Source organism: Planococcus sp. TJ-201 (assembly GCF_058268495.1).
The window spans coordinates 148,835-165,001 of record NZ_JBZDOG010000004.1 but is presented as its reverse complement, the minus strand read 5'-3'; the positions used below and the strand labels follow the sequence as shown (position 1 = coordinate 165,001).

12 protein-coding genes are annotated in these 16,167 nt (G+C 41.7%); all 12 read right to left on the bottom strand.

Annotation, left to right across the window (positions count from 1 at the left end; translation table 11 throughout):
• Positions 1–2: 2 nt before the first annotated feature.
• Positions 3–836 carry a nickel ABC transporter permease subunit NikC gene (gene nikC / locus AC4EG4_RS11430; RefSeq protein WP_490979186.1) on the bottom strand — a complete coding sequence of 278 codons (834 nt, stop codon included), beginning with the start codon at positions 834–836 and terminating at the stop codon, positions 3–5.
• Positions 833–1,777 carry a nickel ABC transporter permease subunit NikB gene (gene nikB / locus AC4EG4_RS11425; RefSeq protein ID WP_490987885.1) on the bottom strand — a complete coding sequence of 315 codons (945 nt, stop codon included), beginning with the start codon at positions 1,775–1,777 and terminating at the stop codon, positions 833–835. Before nikB ends, nikC begins: the two co-directional genes overlap by 4 nt.
• An 18-nt stretch (positions 1,778–1,795) precedes the next feature.
• Positions 1,796–3,415: a nickel ABC transporter substrate-binding protein gene (gene nikA, locus AC4EG4_RS11420; protein WP_490979188.1), complete on the bottom strand. Its 1,620-nt coding sequence runs from the start codon at positions 3,413–3,415 to the stop codon at positions 1,796–1,798.
• A 354-nt stretch (positions 3,416–3,769) separates the two neighbouring features.
• Positions 3,770–4,468, bottom strand: coding sequence for a DUF4085 family protein (locus AC4EG4_RS11415; RefSeq protein WP_490987884.1), 699 nt, complete (start codon positions 4,466–4,468; stop codon positions 3,770–3,772).
• A 67-nt stretch (positions 4,469–4,535) separates the two neighbouring features.
• Positions 4,536–5,483, bottom strand: coding sequence for an alpha/beta hydrolase (locus AC4EG4_RS11410; RefSeq protein ID WP_490987883.1), 948 nt, complete (start codon positions 5,481–5,483; stop codon positions 4,536–4,538).
• 296 nt (positions 5,484–5,779) lie between these two features.
• A complete protein-coding gene (locus AC4EG4_RS11405; protein WP_490987882.1) occupies positions 5,780–6,106 on the bottom strand; it encodes a hypothetical protein in 327 nt (108 codons plus the stop codon).
• Between the two features lie 284 nt (positions 6,107–6,390).
• Entirely contained in the window at positions 6,391–7,740 is a 1,350-nt protein-coding gene (locus tag AC4EG4_RS11400) for a PQQ-dependent sugar dehydrogenase (RefSeq protein ID WP_490987881.1), read from the bottom strand.
• Positions 7,741–8,177: 437 nt separating this feature from the next.
• Positions 8,178–9,395, bottom strand: coding sequence for a DUF1572 domain-containing protein (locus tag AC4EG4_RS11395; protein WP_490987880.1), 1,218 nt, complete (start codon positions 9,393–9,395; stop codon positions 8,178–8,180).
• A gap of 1,103 nt (positions 9,396–10,498) precedes the next feature.
• The gene (locus tag AC4EG4_RS11390) at positions 10,499–11,338 is read right to left on the bottom strand and encodes a DUF4839 domain-containing protein (RefSeq protein WP_490987879.1); all 840 of its coding nucleotides are present in this window, start codon (positions 11,336–11,338) and stop codon (positions 10,499–10,501) included.
• Between the two features lie 179 nt (positions 11,339–11,517).
• Positions 11,518–11,787, bottom strand: a complete 270-nt coding sequence (locus AC4EG4_RS11385) for a hypothetical protein (protein WP_490987878.1) — start codon at positions 11,785–11,787, stop codon at positions 11,518–11,520.
• A 149-nt stretch (positions 11,788–11,936) separates the two neighbouring features.
• Positions 11,937–13,316 carry an AAA domain-containing protein gene (locus tag AC4EG4_RS11380; RefSeq protein WP_490987877.1) on the bottom strand — a complete coding sequence of 460 codons (1,380 nt, stop codon included), beginning with the start codon at positions 13,314–13,316 and terminating at the stop codon, positions 11,937–11,939.
• Positions 13,255–15,681: a DUF4011 domain-containing protein gene (locus tag AC4EG4_RS11375; RefSeq protein ID WP_490987876.1), complete on the bottom strand. Its 2,427-nt coding sequence runs from the start codon at positions 15,679–15,681 to the stop codon at positions 13,255–13,257. Before AC4EG4_RS11375 ends, AC4EG4_RS11380 begins: the two co-directional genes overlap by 62 nt.
• Positions 15,682–16,167: the final 486 nt, after the last annotated feature.

The following is a 16,167-nucleotide window of genomic DNA, read 5'->3' as shown; positions in this document are numbered from 1 at the left end:
TTTCAGTAGCGCCGCTTGACGCCAAACTGCTCTGATAACGATTCACCAATAATGTTAAACGAAATCACCACGAACAAAATCATCAATCCCGGGTAAAGCATCAATTCCGGATTGCTTCTCATAAAGCTGGTGCCTTCGTGAATCATTGCACCCCATTCCGGATTAGGCGGCTGGATGCCGAGCCCGAGAAACGACAAGGCCGAAATGTCCATAATAGCCCATCCCATTTCAAGGGTGCCCATGACCATGATTGGCGGCAGCACATTCGGTACGAGATGGCGCCTGATGATTTTCCAATTAGACGACCCGCTGATACGCGCTGCTGTGATAAAGTTCTGTTCTTTCATCGAGACAACCATTCCGCGAATCATGCGGGCGTAATACACCCACTGGACCATCATCAATGCGACCACAACTTGCCATAGCCCCGGCCCGAGAAGACCAACAATCCCAAGGACCAGTACGAGGTTCGGAAAAGCCATGACGCCGTCGCAAAAACGCATCAATACCGTGTCAATCCAGCCGCCGCGATAGCCTGACAATGTTCCGATGACAAGTCCGATGCCGAGCGATGCCACAAAAATCAAAGTCGCGAAACCGAGCGAAACACGCGCTCCGTAAAGTAAGCGCGACAGATTGCAGCGTCCCAGCTGATCCGTCCCGAGCGGATATTCGAGAGACGGCGGCATCAGTTTAAGTGCCAGGTTTACTTGAATCGGGTCATTCGGGGCGATCCATGGAGCCAAAATGCTAACAAGGAAGAACACTGCCAAAATCCCTGAACAAATCATCAATGGCCATTTGCCTTTTAATGCAGTTCGTATACGTGCCATCAAATTTGCGCCCTTCTTTCCCGTGAAATGCGTGGATCCAAATACAGCTGGATAACATCCACGATCAAATTGCAGACGATAAACAAGCACGCAGCGAGAACGACGTAGCTTTGGATCACGGGAATGTCCCGGTTAAAAATTGCTTCGATGAAGAACCGTCCGAAGCCTGGCCATGAAAAGACCTGCTCGACAATAATCGTCCCCGTGAGCAATTTCCCCAAGTTCATCCCAAGGCCTGTCAGCATCGGAGAGATGGAAATTCTCAATACATGCTTGCCCATAATGGCTTTTTCTTTTAAGCCGCGCGTTCTTCCATACAAAACGTATGCCTCTTCCAATTCCTCCAGCACACTCGCCCGCAACAGCCTTGTGTAAATTGCGATTAACGCAAGCGACAGCGTGATGCTCGGCAATACGAAATGCTGCCAAGTCCCCCTGCCCTCAACCGGAAATAAGTCCAGTTTGACGGCAAAGAAGAAAATCAATACATAGCCAAGCCAAAACTGCGGAATCGATGCGCCTAAATAGGAAAGCAGCCGGCTGAAATGATCCAGCCAGCTGTTCTTATAAACCGCTGATAAAAATCCGAGCGGCACACTAACAACAATAGCCACCAAAATGCTGCTTAATGCCAGCTGAAGCGTTGCCGGCAGACGGGTCGTGATTTCCTGCCACACGGGCGTATTCGTTACATAAGAATTGCCGAAATCAAACCGGACAATGTCGGCCACCGTCTGGACATATTGAACAATAAGCGGCCGGTTCAAGCCAAATTCCTGGCGTTTTTCAGCCAGCAATTCTTCTGTCGGATGGATGTGGGAAGCCGCAAGATAGGCTTCTGCCGGATCTACCGGAGACAGGCGCACCAACACAAACATCAAAAAAATCGCAAAGAGTATAATTGGAACAATCGCAAAAAGCCGTTTTATCAAATATGTGCCCATTGGATTGCCCTCCTGTTATCAATTGTTTAGTGAAATATCGTTAAACGGGTGCTCATCGCGATTCGCCGGGAACTCAAATGACTCGATATCATTTTGGTAGATCACCGTCTTTTTCATATAAGAAATCGGAATGAATACCGACTGCTCCTGCAAGGTGTTTAAAATGGAACCATATAATTCCTGGCGTTCCGTTTCATCTGTCGTGGCCAGTGCTTCATGTACCTGCTCGTCCAATTCCGTTTTCATCGGCAGATTGGAATGCGCTTCTGAAACACCCCAGCCATTTTCAGCGACGACATTGATCATGGAATGCGGATCATAAGGCGCCCCGTAGTTAGACCAGAAATCCAAGTCGAAGTTGCCTGCTTTGCGGCGCTCGATTTGCTCGGTCAATTCCAGTCCGGCAATGTTCAGCTTAACGCCGAGCGCAGTCCATTCGGCTTGAAGCGTTTCAGCCATTGCTTTTTGGATCGGATCGGTCTTATCGTATATTAATTCCAGTTCAAGTGGCTGTCCATCTTTTTCACGTACAGAACTGCCGGATTCAAGTTTCCAGCCGGCCTCATCCAAATAAGAAGCCGCTTTTTCCACATCGTATTCAATCGCTTTGATCTCTTCAACTGCATAAGGGAAATTGGATGAGAGAATCGAATCCGCTTTTTCTTCAAGCCCCAGTGTGATGCCTTCCACCATCGCTTGTTTATTGAAACCATGATGCAGCGCCAAGCGGACATTTAAATCGGACAGCTTTTCGCTCGTCGAATTCACCAGCATTGTTCTCGTCGCCACAGGGTCTGATAAATCGGTCGTGTATTCACCGCTTTCTTTCAAATAATTGAATGAATCCATGCTGACCACCCCTTCACCGTAAATCAGGTCAAGCTCGCCTTTTTCAAAAGCGAGGACGCGCGTTTCCGCATCCGGAATGATTTTGATGGTCACTTCCTCCAGTTCCGGACTCTCTCCCCAGTAATCAGGATTGCGTGTGAAAACTGCATATTCATCTGTTTTATATTCGTCCAATACCCAAGGGCCAGTTCCCACCGGTTCTTTAATTCCTTTGGATGTATCGCCGTCTTCCGGAAATCCTGATTCACCGAGCATTCGCACCGGACGAACAACTGCCAAATCCTGCAAAGCCGGGTAATAAGCTTGCGTCAGCACCATTTTGAATGTCAGCTCATCCACCACTTCAATCTTGTCGAGCACATTGATGACGCCAAGCCAGCTGTGAGAACTTTTATTGGCAAGTACGGCATCAAAATTCTTTTTGACAACTTCTGAAGTCAATGAAGATCCATCCGTAAATTGGACGCCTTCGCGCAGCTTGAACGTATATTCCAGACCGTCTTCTGACACTGTCCACGACTCAGCAAGATGCGGCTCGATTTCTCCGCCTTCTTCGTAGCTGACAAGCGGCTCGTAAATCATCGATTGGGTAATCAATTGCGATGGATTATAGACATGCGGATTCATCGAACCGATATCACGCGGCCAAGACATCGTAATGGAATTCGCGTTATCGTTTTCTGCTTCGCCCGAACCCGTTGCATTTTCGTTTGAGCAAGCGGTTAGCATTATCGCTGCAGAAGCCGCCAGAGCTAAAAATAATTTCTTTTTGCTATTATGTATTCTCATGGTTAGCAGATCCCTCTCTTATTTCAATCGTTGATAATGATTCTCATTTTCACTTAACTAAATATAAGGAACTATTGCCGATTTGTCAACACGAATTTCCAGTGGAAATGATTTGTTCCGCATCCCTTAACAGCTTCCACCTCCCATAATGGAAAGTTCCCTCCAAGTAAAAGGCTTGAGTCGAAAAAAACCGAATACCAGAAATCGGCATGCGACCCTTAATGCTGAATACTTTCTTTTCCACCTGAACATACAAAAGCCGTATCCATTAACCATTGAGGTTACTGGATACGGCTTATTCACATGGTATGGCAGTTTATAAATTAAAACACGTTTTACATAAAGACTCGTTTCTTACCTTCTTCTATACCATTTCTGTAACCGGCGCAATAGCGGCAGTTTCAACGGCTCGATTTTCACATCGCGCGCGCAAATTACAGTCTCGCTCATTGGGGAATCGAACAAGGTATGAAGCTCAAAGCCACCGTCCACTTTGTAAATTTCATCATACAACCACCATGCACCTTTGAAATCAGCCGGAACGTTTGAATAGGTGACCCCTTCAAAAGTGAAACGGACATCCGTGAAGTAATGAAAACCTCCGCTGCAGTCGAGCGTCAGGACCAGCTGATCTTCAGATGGTCTTTCAACAGAAAGGACGACCGCATCGTGCAAGCCATTCTCCATCAGTTCGACTGCAGTTAGCGGGAGCTCCGCTTTGATCGATTCGAAATGCTGCATATACCGGTCACTAAGCTCTTCCATCCGCCGCTCGTAATCCCGTTCCCATCGATTGACGAGCATGCGTAGCTCCGGCGTCGGGTATTCGGTCACCAGCGTGCCGTCGTGGATATACGGATGAAAAGTTTCCGGCAAGTAGCGCAGCAAACTTTCCCGCATATCGTCCAGATTGCGTAAGTTCAGTTCCCGCAAATCCTCTCCTTGCCTTTGGTAATATTCCAATTCCTCTTCCCAGTCCTCTTCTGAATCGTGCAATGCGAGAAAACCGGAAACCTGCATTTCGTCATACCAATCCTTCGTGAAGTACTTCATCAATTGAGCCTCCTGACATATGAATATGCGCCTTTCCGTTCCCAAGCAGATGCCCATTTCACGAAAATCACTCCTCCATACTATCCTCAATAAATCTCTTCAGCCGCTCCTGGTATTCCTGAGTGGCTATCGTATAGGCCTTAACATGTCCGGCGTCCGGAATTGTCCAAAACAGTTTGTCGCCGCCTGCTGCTTCGTGCAGTTCTTCTGCCATCGACGTCGGAACGAGCTCGTCCGCCTCTCCATGAATAATAAACAAAGGAAGCACATTTTTTGCGGCTTGCTCGAGCGCGGAAGCTTCATTAAAAGTGAAACCCGCTCTGAGTTCTGTAATACCGCTAGTGATTGGAATGAGCGGAAACGCCGGCAGATTGTAAATAGACTCGAGCTGATAAGATAAAATATCCGCCGCTGACGTATAAGCACTATCAGCAATAATCCCTTTCACTGACGCCGGAAGCTCTTCGCCACTCGTCATCAATACGGATGCTGCTCCCATTGAAACGCCATGAAGAAAAATAGCGCTGCTGTTTTCCTCATCAATGAGCAGCTGGGTCCATTGCTTTATATCTAGCCTGTCGTGCCAGCCGAAACCAATATAATCCCCTTCGCTTTCCCCATGGCCACGAGCATCGGGAAGTAAAACATCAAACCCCTGGTCATAATAAAACTGAACAAAATTTTTCATATCTTCCCTGTTTCCGCGGAAGCCATGTGAAAGGATCACGGCTTTCCCACTGGAATCTTCGTTCTCCAAAAAGTCACCTTCCAAGCTAAGATCGTCATATGAAAGGATAGAGACAGTTTCAAATTCCTGCTCTTCGTACCATTCAGCCGCTTCCTCGATAATCTGTTCATCTTCAAGGGCTATTGTCACTGGGACCTCTTCTTCCTCATAAAGTTCAACTTCAGTCCCTCGTTGCACCGCTTCGCCATAAAAAAAATCCCCGGCAAAGGCAAGAGCGATGATGATAATTGCCAATAAACTAATTGCCACAATCGAAAACTTACTCATCTATTAATCTCCCTCTTTTAAAATCACTCGTTTCGCTTCCCTGGAAGCACCACATTTTCCAATTTATGCAGGTAAACATACAAAAATACCACACTCTAAATGTTAATGCAAAGAGTGCGAAGAGATATAGAATATGAATCTTAGTTTATTTTGTCAAATGTTCCAAGAAAACCTACATGTATAAGACTCGACACTACAGAAAAAAGTAACCTCCAATCCCTGATGGAAAGACTAGCATTTAGATATCTAAACAAAAAGAACCTTGAGCATGCCAAGGTTCTTTTTACAAATATATATTAAGCATTTAATTTATATTGCTCTGCCTTGCCATACATGCCGTTTTCAGCTGTTGCATCATCCAATTCTGCAATAATGACCTTAGGTCTGGAAGGACCGACTATTGTAGAAATGTAGCTAACTTTAAATGTGTAAATAGCTTTTTTGCGGAAGTTTCGATATTCAAGCGAATCTTCTGTAGTTGTCCAATAAAAAACATAGCCATCTCGATCTATTAAAGCGATTACTCGATATTCTTCGGTTTCAAAGCAAGAAACAAACTCAAGTTCCTTAGTATATTTCTTTCCTTTTTCAAATCCGTTCACTTCTTTGATTGCAAGCACCATCGAAATACACCTCATTCCATAGTGGTATGCATTCAATATAACAGAACTTACGTTCGATTCCTAGTGAAAAGATTAAAAAAGTTAGAATATTTAGTTCATTCAGCAACTAAGGTGGTGATTTTGGATAGCTCACATACTAGCATTAAGTTCTTCATCACAGTCAATGACTTCTTAGATAAAAACACAAAAGCCGTATCCATCAACCATTGAGGTTTCTGGATACGGCTTATTCTTCATGCAATTGTAGTTAGTAAACTGAATCCTTTTGACACAGGAGCGCGTTTTTATTCACCTGCTGCAGAAATCTGATAAATCTTACCGCCATCAGTGGCTGCAATAAGCGCGCCATCCTCAGTGACAAGTATATCACGGAAACGTTCGCCTTCATCAGTTAATAGACGTTCTTCTCCAACGATGGTGTCATCTTCAATAACGACACGTGCGATATAGCTCGATACTAAACCGCCGATGAACAAGTTGTTCTCCCATTCAGGAATTGCGTCGTTATCATAGAATGAACTACCACTTGGCGCACTTGTCGGATCCCAATAATATCTTGGTTCAACAAAGCCTTGCGCTTCGTGTTCTGAAACACCACCATTGATTAATTCGCCAGTATACTCGATACCATAAGAAACAATTGGCCATCCATAATTATTGCCTGGTTCAACAATATTCAGTTCATCCCCAGCTTGTGGACCGAATTCAACAATCCATAAGTCTCCTGTTTCAGGGTGGAAATCCACACCTTGAATATTACGGTGACCGTAGCTGTAAATGCCATCCAGTGCGTCTTCATCTTCAATAAATGGATTCGACTCTACTGCTTCTCCATCTTGTGTAATGTGAATGACTTTACCCAAGTATGCATCCAAGTCTTGTGCACGTTCGCGAATTGGATCATCTGAACGCTCACCCGTTGTTAAGAACAGGTTGCCATCCTCATCAAAGATAATACGTCCACCATAGTGCAAGTCGCCATCATATGCTGGTGTCGCTTGGAAGATCGTTTCAAAATTTTCCAGTGACGCTTCATCTTCTGATAAAACACCTTTACCGACAGCCGTTACAGTACCATCTTCAGCATCTTCAGAATACGTCATAAATACCATTCTTGATTCGTCAAAATCAGGGGCAACGGCTACATCCAGCAACCCGCCTTGACCTTCGTTATTTACTTCTGGTGTACCTTCGATTGGATCTGAAACAGCGCCATCTTCAAGGTTGACGATTAGAAGTTCTGCTTCATCTCTTTGCGTAACAAATAAGCGGTTTGGTTCAAACTCTGCCATACCCCAAGACACGCCAAGACCCTCAGCAATAACTTCCTCATTAAGTTCTGTTTCAGTCACGACTGCAGGTGCTCTTGTTTGTTCTGGAAATGCTGGTTCAAACTCAGTAACTTTTGGTTGAGATTCTGCACTTCCATCAGAGACTTCTTCAGTGCCCTCTTCAGCGTCTTCAGTGCCCTCTTCAACACCTTCTTCTGTTTCAGCACTTTCTTCTGTTGTAGCATCCGAATCAGCAGATGATTCTTCGTTTGAAGCATCCTCATCATTGCCACATGCTGCCAAAGCCAATACAAAGATCAGCATTGTAAATAACATAAATCTTGACCACGAAACTTTCGTCATTATTTTTCCTCCCTTTTCTAAACTATTAAACTGGAGATGTTAAAATTCAGTACCCTAAAACCCAGTTATAAAATTAGGTAAGACTTTCATAAATAAACTGAAATTATGAAACGCCTTTGAAGTAATATACCCGGATTTACTCCAAATAAAACAAAAATATTACTTTTCTGTGACATTTACTAAATTCTTGTAACAATTACTTGATAAAAGACATCAACTGTAGGTGCTGGTTTTTGTGATGTATTTAGCCTTTCTTTGTCTTGCATCCTCTACAGGGCGTAATACTTGCCAAGTCTACTCGAATATTTCGGCAAGCTCTACATAAGCTTAATTAACTTCAATGTAGCAGAATCTAAAACACCCTTCACTGAAACTTTGGCATACAAATGCCGACGGCTCAGAAAAGGGTGTTTTTGGTCTAATTTCTATTATTCATTTTATCTCGGCATATATGCATACGCTTTATCATCTTCCGTCACTTCAACTAGCACCTCAGTCGGAACCTCTTGTTGTGCCAATAGCTGCTGGCTGATTTTTTTCGGCGTCAGTTGTTTCAAACTCTCCAAATTGCGATATTTCAAGGCCTTGATGCCGAAATTTATTTTCACCTTATAATTCTCTTCGATGCTTTTAACTTTTCCTTCGATGGCCTCAATCAAGATATGGTTCTCCCTAATGACCTGCGCCAAGGTCTGGGATTTTACATCGGCTTCCTCGTAGTTCCGAATCGTTCGGAGGTATGGCTCGTAGCATTCCTCGATGAACTGCACATTCAACAGCACGAGCTCCTGCTTGGCGTTGAATTCTCCGACAAGCTGCTCGTACTCTTTTTTTACGGGTGCGTCTCCCCATTTACGCAACATTTCATGTTCTTTCAACCCTTCAATATTTCCAGCGGTTGCTTTCAAGTCTTTCGTTAACACTTTCAAATCCTGCAATGTCGCTGTATAAAACCCTTCGATTTCTGCGTCTTCCACACCGCCAAGCGTAATACCGTTTCGGCGGAACCGTTCGATCACTTCCTTGAAATAGCCGAAACGCGCTTCAATCCGTCCAGCAAAATCATTTTCTCTGTATTGAATCAAGGTCTCAAGCTTCTGTTCCATGCTTTTCAAGGAACTTTGGATTTCGACAAGTTGCTGCTGGCCAACGACCGTCGTCAAAAGATTCATGCTTGCATGCGCCAAGAGCGCCGGGTTCACGCGCTTCACGAGCACTGCCTGCTCATAAATCCCTTTCACGCCGTCTTTCTTCACCGCCGGCACATAGCCTTTGCTATTCACTCGTTCGATTAGACTTATGCTCTTATCCTTTAAGCCTTTCACCACTTCCGGGCTGAACTCCACCCGGAAGGTACGACTCTGGTGAAACACCACCGCACCGTCTTTCAAAGTCTGGACGATGATCGGAATCATATTCGAAGGGATCTCAATTCTCTTATAGCCACTTTCGATGAACCCTACGTCCTCGATTTCAGATACCTTAGGGTTCAAATTGCTGTCTTCTTCTGGCTCCTCTACTTCGCTTTCTTCTACAGTTTCTTCAATGTCTGGTTCTTCTAGTTGCGGCTGTATCTTCTTATTCTTTTTAAAATAAATAAAGACCACTACCAGTGCAATCAATATTACTACAATCGAAATGAAAATATATTCCATGGTTTGGCCCTCTTTCTGGCGTAGTTCTTGCGATATAAAGACTTTACCATCTCTCATACTGAAAGAATCTGAGTGTCTTGTTATATTAGTTCCCAGGCCCTTACTGTGTCACAAGTGATTATAGATATTTAACTTCCTAAATAAAATTACTTAAGCCGTATCCGCTAACCTTGAGGTTATGGGATACGGCTTCTTTATACAAATTAAGCTAATAAACTGAATTGAAATTGGCACAGAGAGGCGACTTTTTATAAATTTAAAAATTCATTTGCTATTTCTTCACAATCTTATAATTCGTCATAAAATGCCAAACACAATTTGCAATTAGTATAGCTACTACCGGAAAAGCTATTTCTAAGAAATATTGCTGCAAGACACTCTACCCCCCTTTCTTTAAAGGGTGTAGCATTAGACTTTCAATAGATTTTCATTTTTTCATTTAAGTAGACTCTTAGTTTTTAGGATTCCCTTTTGAAATTATGTTTTTCAGCTTTTTATTATTCGCTTTTTTTGATTCAAAGGGTTTTTTAGTTTTTTTGGTCTCTTGTCATTTTTTATTTTATCTAATATAGGTCTATCCCTTTTAGATTTGTTAATCAGCTTCTTAATGCTGACTAGTAAATTATATCATGATTTTTCACTTGTGGTAAAATTCTAATAACTAAATTTTACTTCCTTACAAGTAGCACAAATTATAATTACTAAGACTGGTATATAAAGTGAAAAAACTGCCTACACTTAAAATATTGTTCGTGTGGCAGTACATAGAATAAAAAAAGCTTATATAAAAACGGAAACTTTTCAAAATCCGATTTCTAGCAGTCTTCAAATTCACTCTATGTTGAACATAATTCCCATGCGATTTATAGTCATTTATAGAACAAAAAATCCACTTCCGAATTGCTGATACAAAGGAAGAGGAGATGTATAGGATATAAATTTTAGTGTATTGGTTCATTCGTTTAGAGTATATTTTTACAGAGGCATCCAATCACTAATTATCTGATAACGTTTAGAATTTTATAAGATAAAAATAAGATGTTAATTCTCATTACCTTTCCCATTGGTGATCAAGTTAATACTCTCTTATAGAATATTAACTTTTACCTTATTTCATTAGAAACTGACTCAAGGAAAAATAGTCCGGAATTTTCTTCATATTCTTCAACTACAGCGGTAATACGTAGATTTTGGCCCATACCAATAGTGTCCGGCACCTCAGAACCAGTAAGATTTAAATCAAAAACATTCACATCTTCGAACTTAAAATCAGGTCCACTATAAGTCGTTTGACTAGAATCACCAACTGCGATTAAAATATCGTATCTTGTTGTATTATCCCCATATGGCATCATATGTGCGATATATCCATCGAATTCAATGGTTCTACCAGCATATTTTTTTGCAAATTCAACAACAATTGGATCATTAGTATCCTGGACTGCCAAAAGAGCTGCAAGATCTTCGTTATTTTCTTCCGTTAATATTTCCCGTTCACTTTCCACAGATGTATCATCGGTTGATTGATCAACGGGCTCTGCACTCTTTTCTTCAGTTGATTTTCCGTCTGTATCCGAGCTCTTTTCATCAGCGGCTTCAGTATCACTTTTCTCTTCTTTTGAAAATGTATGATATGTAACAACTATTTCAGAATCTTTTTCAAAACTATCATTTGCACTAAACTCGGTAGTTCCATTGATCTCTACTTGTTCAATTTCTCCGTCTTTTGTTAGCCAACCAGTAATTAAATCATCTAATACCTTAGTCTCGATATTAGTAAATCCTGTTTCTTCAAATTCTGAAAGGATTGTTTGATAATTTTCCCCACTCATTTCATCTGAAGATTTACTTACTTCTAGTACATTGGGATCCTGTTCATCAGAACAAGCTGAAAGAGTAATAATCATAATCATTAAACATAGAAACACGAACATTCTTTTCATAATGACCTCCATCGAGTATGTATAAAATTAACATTTTATAGTCAAAATATTATAGCACATTGACTTACCTATTTTGTGGAATAGTTACTAGCAGAATAGCTTTAGACTGCAATCCAGATTTGTTACTACCGTCTGTATTTCTAATTTGAATAGTTCGCAAGTCTATACCTCTTATTAGCCTATAGTTCTCTATATAAACTTATAAATTTTTCACTGAATTCTCTCGTATTAAGAGGGCTCTTTCTATTTTTAGGAGCATATTCAATTTGAAACTTGAATTCATCATTTAACTTTTTTACTTCTCCTAAAACATTTTTAATAGTGATTTCCTTTTCACCTTCCATCTTGTATAGCTCAATTTGCGGTAAAGCATTGCTATCACGATACTGGTAGAAACGATACGCTCCGTTTACTGATGTTACGTCAATAGTACTTATTAGCTTTTTCATAATTCCCACTCCTTTAAGAATTACTATATATTAAATGGAAAATTAATGTAAGTAAGCATAGATTGTGTTCGATTGTTGTGTTTAGAACATTACTCTCATAAAAAAACTTTCCGATTTCTCGGAAAGCCTTTACTTCACTTTTAATTCTTTTATTTCAAACTTCCCGTCATACTCCCCTTAACCTCATCCTTCTTCACCAAAGCCTTAATCACCTGATCGATCCGCTCAATCTCTACACTCTGGTTTTTCCACCAGTTGCGGCTCCAGATGCGTTCGATCGTCCATCCGCGACTTTCCAGGAATTTTTGGCGGTAGATGTCACGCTCTTTTGCATTTTTGGAACTGTGGTACATTGCCCCGTCGCACTCGATTCCCAGAATGTATTGAGAAGGATCGTTTGGATGGATGATGGCCAAGTCAATTCTGTAACCTGACATGCCAACTTGTGTTTGAACTTCGTATCCCAGGTTTCGCAGTTGCTGATAGACCTGTTCCTCGAAAGGTGAATCGAATTGCAGTGCTGATGCGGAGACACTGGTATTCCCAAGTTCATTGACATCTTGGATAACTTCCTGTACTCTTTCGATTTGACCATTGGAAACTGCTCTTGCGTATTTCAAATAATCTTTAAACAGGCGTGGGCCATTGCTTTTCGAGCTCGCCACTTCCAGCTCTTCCGGTTCAATGCTGCTAACGACGATTGTCTCTTCTTTGGCACGTGTCACAGCAACATTCAGACGGTTTTCACCGCCTTCTTGGTTTAATGAACCAAAGCGGTTGTATACGCGTCCTTCTTCGTTTCGGCCATATCCTACTGAGAAAAGAATAATGTCTCGCTCATCGCCTTGGACATTTTCAATATTTTTTACAAAAACTCGCTCGTCGAGTCCTCTGCTCATCACTTCTCCATACAAGGAACCAAATTCTATATCATCGATTGCCGCTTTCTCAATCATATCCAAAATTTTCGTCTGTTGAGTACTATTGAACGTAATGATTCCAACTGACTTATCTTGTTTAGCCATCAAAAGTTCTTTAAGAACTCCTACTACTTTTAATGCTTCCACTTCATTTGCTCGATCGATCCATCTGCCGTTTTCCACCTTAATCCATTGGATAGCTGGAGGCTCTTTATACGGTTGGACATTTGGCGATATTTGAATCGCGCCGTTATAAAAAGCATGATTCGAGTAGTTGATCAATTCCTCATATTTGGAACGGTAATGCCATTGAAGCGTTTTTTCATCAAATCTGCGTTTAGCCAAATTCAATAAACTCGGTGAATCATTGGACAGAAAATCTTCTTCATCCTCATCATTTTCAATAGTAGACATGAACATATTTGATGGCGGCAGTTGCATTTCGTCGCCTGCTACAATCACTTGCTTCGCGCGATAGATGGACGGCAAGCCGTTTTCAACGGTACATTGGGAAGCTTCGTCAAAGATGACCAAATCGAACAGATTTTCAGTCAACGGGGAAAATGGATGAGACGATTTCTGGAGATGCAAGCCATACCGGAGCAACATCCATTAGTCCTTTATCCGCATATTGGTTCACCAGCTTCCTCAACGGCCATACTTGCCGCTTTTTACCGGTCTGGTGCTTGAGGTCTTTGAATACATCCCGTGATGAATCCTGTGCGCCTTGCAAGGATAGTTTCAGCTCGTTGATCAAATATTGACGAGCCAGTTCTTTTTTCTTTTCAACCAATTCTTCAAAAGTAGATCGCAGTCGGTTGTATTCAGAGTTCGATACTTTTTTCACTGCCGGATGCTTTCGTTCCGCTTTGTCGATCCAATAAAGGTAAACAGATTGACGTAACGCCTCTGTCCATTTTTCCGGAAGATTACCGAAACCGATTTGATTCTTTTTTTCTATCAACAGCTTTATCAGCTTTTGTTCCGTTGGATTGCATTCCTGTCCAAACTGATCCATATGCTGCAAATCTTCAAAATCAGAATGAAGATATTCTTGAATCAATTCCATTTCCTTTAGTGGCAAAGCACCATCAGAAACCATTTCTTTGTACTTCTCCACTTTCGAAGGTTCAAGAAAATGCTTCAAGACTTCCATTTCTTTATTTATATCACTTGTGATTTGCGCCAAATCATTCATTAGCAATAAGCTCTTTTTGATCTTCGGCCATTCCTGCGATTTAACTCCTGGAAACTTAGCCCCTTTGTTTAGATCCTCAACAATTTTTTTGCCGGTGAAACTTGTCCAATACCATAAACGCAAGCCTTGCATTGTCCGTGGTTCACCGTCAGAGATATCCGGCTGGATTTTCAGTAGATCCTGCTGGATTCCCCATGTATAGCCGGGAGTGATGTCATCAGCATCCAAGAGATTTAAACACTCTTCCGCTTTTTTCATCTGTATAATTAATTGAGCCATTTTTTGTGTGAAATCCGTTTTTTCCTTCATCCCAAATTTGGCGAAGGAAAGTCTGTCTTTCAGGGGATAGGAATCTTTACCAAACCGTTCATACCATTCGGCATACGTATAAACCGTTGCCAAAGCATCTTCCAAATTTTCAACATTCAACTCATTCGCAACTGAGTCGACTACGATGAAAGCTTCAATATCTCCAGTGCTTTTAGTTCTGCTGTATAAATCATACAGCGACAGCCCGTTCTCATTTTTCGAATGCAAGCCGGCAGCAATATTATTCAGTTCCATTTCCTGCTGTTCAAGTTTCTGAGACGTGGTCCGCAAACTTTGCGTCCATCCTTGTTCGTAATTTAAGGAATACGAGAGGGTATCATTTATTTTCCCATAAAGTGCTTTTCTATCTTGGTTTTCGTCGTGTATTAAAGCGGTATAACCGGTCAAGTCGAGGCTGTGGAGCCGCTGGTAAACAACATCCAGGGCAGCCCTTTTTTGGCACACTACCAGAATTCTCTTCTTTTGGTGTAAAGCATCTGTAATCAGATTGACAATCACCTGTGACTTCCCGGTTCCTGGTGGACCATGAACCGCTAATCCTTTTTTGTAGCGGGCTTCCTTCAAAATTTCTTCCTGGGAACCGTCAGTATTTAACAGATACAGACGATTAAATTCACGGATATCTTCTGGCTCGGACTTCTGAGCATCCCAATCACTTTCCATTATTGTCGCATTTTCAGGGTTTAGAAGATCACCCACTAGCGATAAATTGCTGGTTTCGCTCAGGTCGATCAATTGATCATAATCGCGGACAAGCGAAGAACTCCCCTGCGGGAAATGACCAATGATAGCATTCTTTGTGAGTTTCAACTTGCTCTTAGGTGGAATACCATCCGCTTTGTATTCTTTTAAAGGTTCATAACCAGTGGATGTTTGTGTAACAGCTAATTGGAATCTTTCCAGGAAAGACTGAATTTCTGCATCCCCTTTTGAGGCTACTTCCTGCGCTTCATCCATCCACTCTTCTGAAAAGCGCAGCTGATCTATTTTCTTAAACGCCAAAAACAAGGTCCGATTGAGAATAGGCTCACCCTCGTCTTTCTTCAATTCAAATGTCTGTCGGTTGATTGCTCCCTTTTCCAAACGTACAGGGTAAAGGAACAGGGGTGCTTGAAAGAACGTACCATCTGAAAAAGTCCCGGAAACAAACGGTGTCCCCAAATAAAAGTCATGGACACCGGTCTCATCTTCAATACCTTTTATATTTCTGTAGAGCGCAGTCAATTTCCGCGTATTTACAGCATCCTTTTCTTCATCTTTGGTCAGTAACGAGAAAGACTTTGTCGACTTCTTCTTTAAGCCTTCCACGATCCCCTCTGCAATTTCAGGAGAGCTGCGCATCAAATCAAAACTCCATTTATCATAAAGCTTCAACAATCGGATTGAGCGGTTTCGTTTGCTGATATTATTCAATTTGTCCCGCATATGCACTAGTTCCTGTTTCATATCTTCACCTCTATATTCTTTAAAAATAATTTCGTTTCTAATTAATAGTTATCATTATTTCATAATTTTACCACAATTTTTCTTGTGCAATTATAAATTGGTTGGGATTCTAATTATAAAGCTACAGAGCAAACAGCTTTATTTAAATACAAATAAACCCAAAACAACCGCCTTTCCTTATCGGAAAGGTGGTTGTTTTGGGTTTATTTGGTTCACAAGTGCATTGATGGATAAAGAAGAGCACGATCTGTAGTAAGGTCTCCATCGACTCCAGTCAAATAATTATATTGACTGGAAGAGAGGGTCTTGAGTTTTCCAGCAGTTTCCATTCTCCCCCTGTGTACCGCTCATTTATGAATACTTACCGATCATCATATAAATATGAGGAGAATTCTTTCTACTACTGATTTCAACGTTTTTCTTATGCAGTATTGTTACATATTTTGAATTGCGTTCAACACATGGAAGCGATTTTACAAACACAGG

Coding starts and splice junctions, on each gene's coding strand:
- nikB (WP_490987885.1), bottom strand. CDS start 1,777: ATGGGCACATATTTGATAAAACGGCTTTTTGCGATTGTTCCAATTATA.
- nikA (WP_490979188.1), bottom strand. CDS start 3,415: ATGAGAATACATAATAGCAAAAAGAAATTATTTTTAGCTCTGGCGGCT.
- AC4EG4_RS11415 (WP_490987884.1), bottom strand. CDS start 4,468: ATGAAGTACTTCACGAAGGATTGGTATGACGAAATGCAGGTTTCCGGT.
- AC4EG4_RS11410 (WP_490987883.1), bottom strand. CDS start 5,483: ATGAGTAAGTTTTCGATTGTGGCAATTAGTTTATTGGCAATTATCATC.
- AC4EG4_RS11405 (WP_490987882.1), bottom strand. CDS start 6,106: ATGGTGCTTGCAATCAAAGAAGTGAACGGATTTGAAAAAGGAAAGAAA.
- AC4EG4_RS11400 (WP_490987881.1), bottom strand. CDS start 7,740: ATGACGAAAGTTTCGTGGTCAAGATTTATGTTATTTACAATGCTGATC.
- AC4EG4_RS11395 (WP_490987880.1), bottom strand. CDS start 9,395: ATGGAATATATTTTCATTTCGATTGTAGTAATATTGATTGCACTGGTA.
- AC4EG4_RS11390 (WP_490987879.1), bottom strand. CDS start 11,338: ATGAAAAGAATGTTCGTGTTTCTATGTTTAATGATTATGATTATTACT.
- AC4EG4_RS11385 (WP_490987878.1), bottom strand. CDS start 11,787: ATGAAAAAGCTAATAAGTACTATTGACGTAACATCAGTAAACGGAGCG.
- AC4EG4_RS11380 (WP_490987877.1), bottom strand. CDS start 13,316: ATGTTGCTCCGGTATGGCTTGCATCTCCAGAAATCGTCTCATCCATTT.
- AC4EG4_RS11375 (WP_490987876.1), bottom strand. CDS start 15,681: ATGAAACAGGAACTAGTGCATATGCGGGACAAATTGAATAATATCAGC.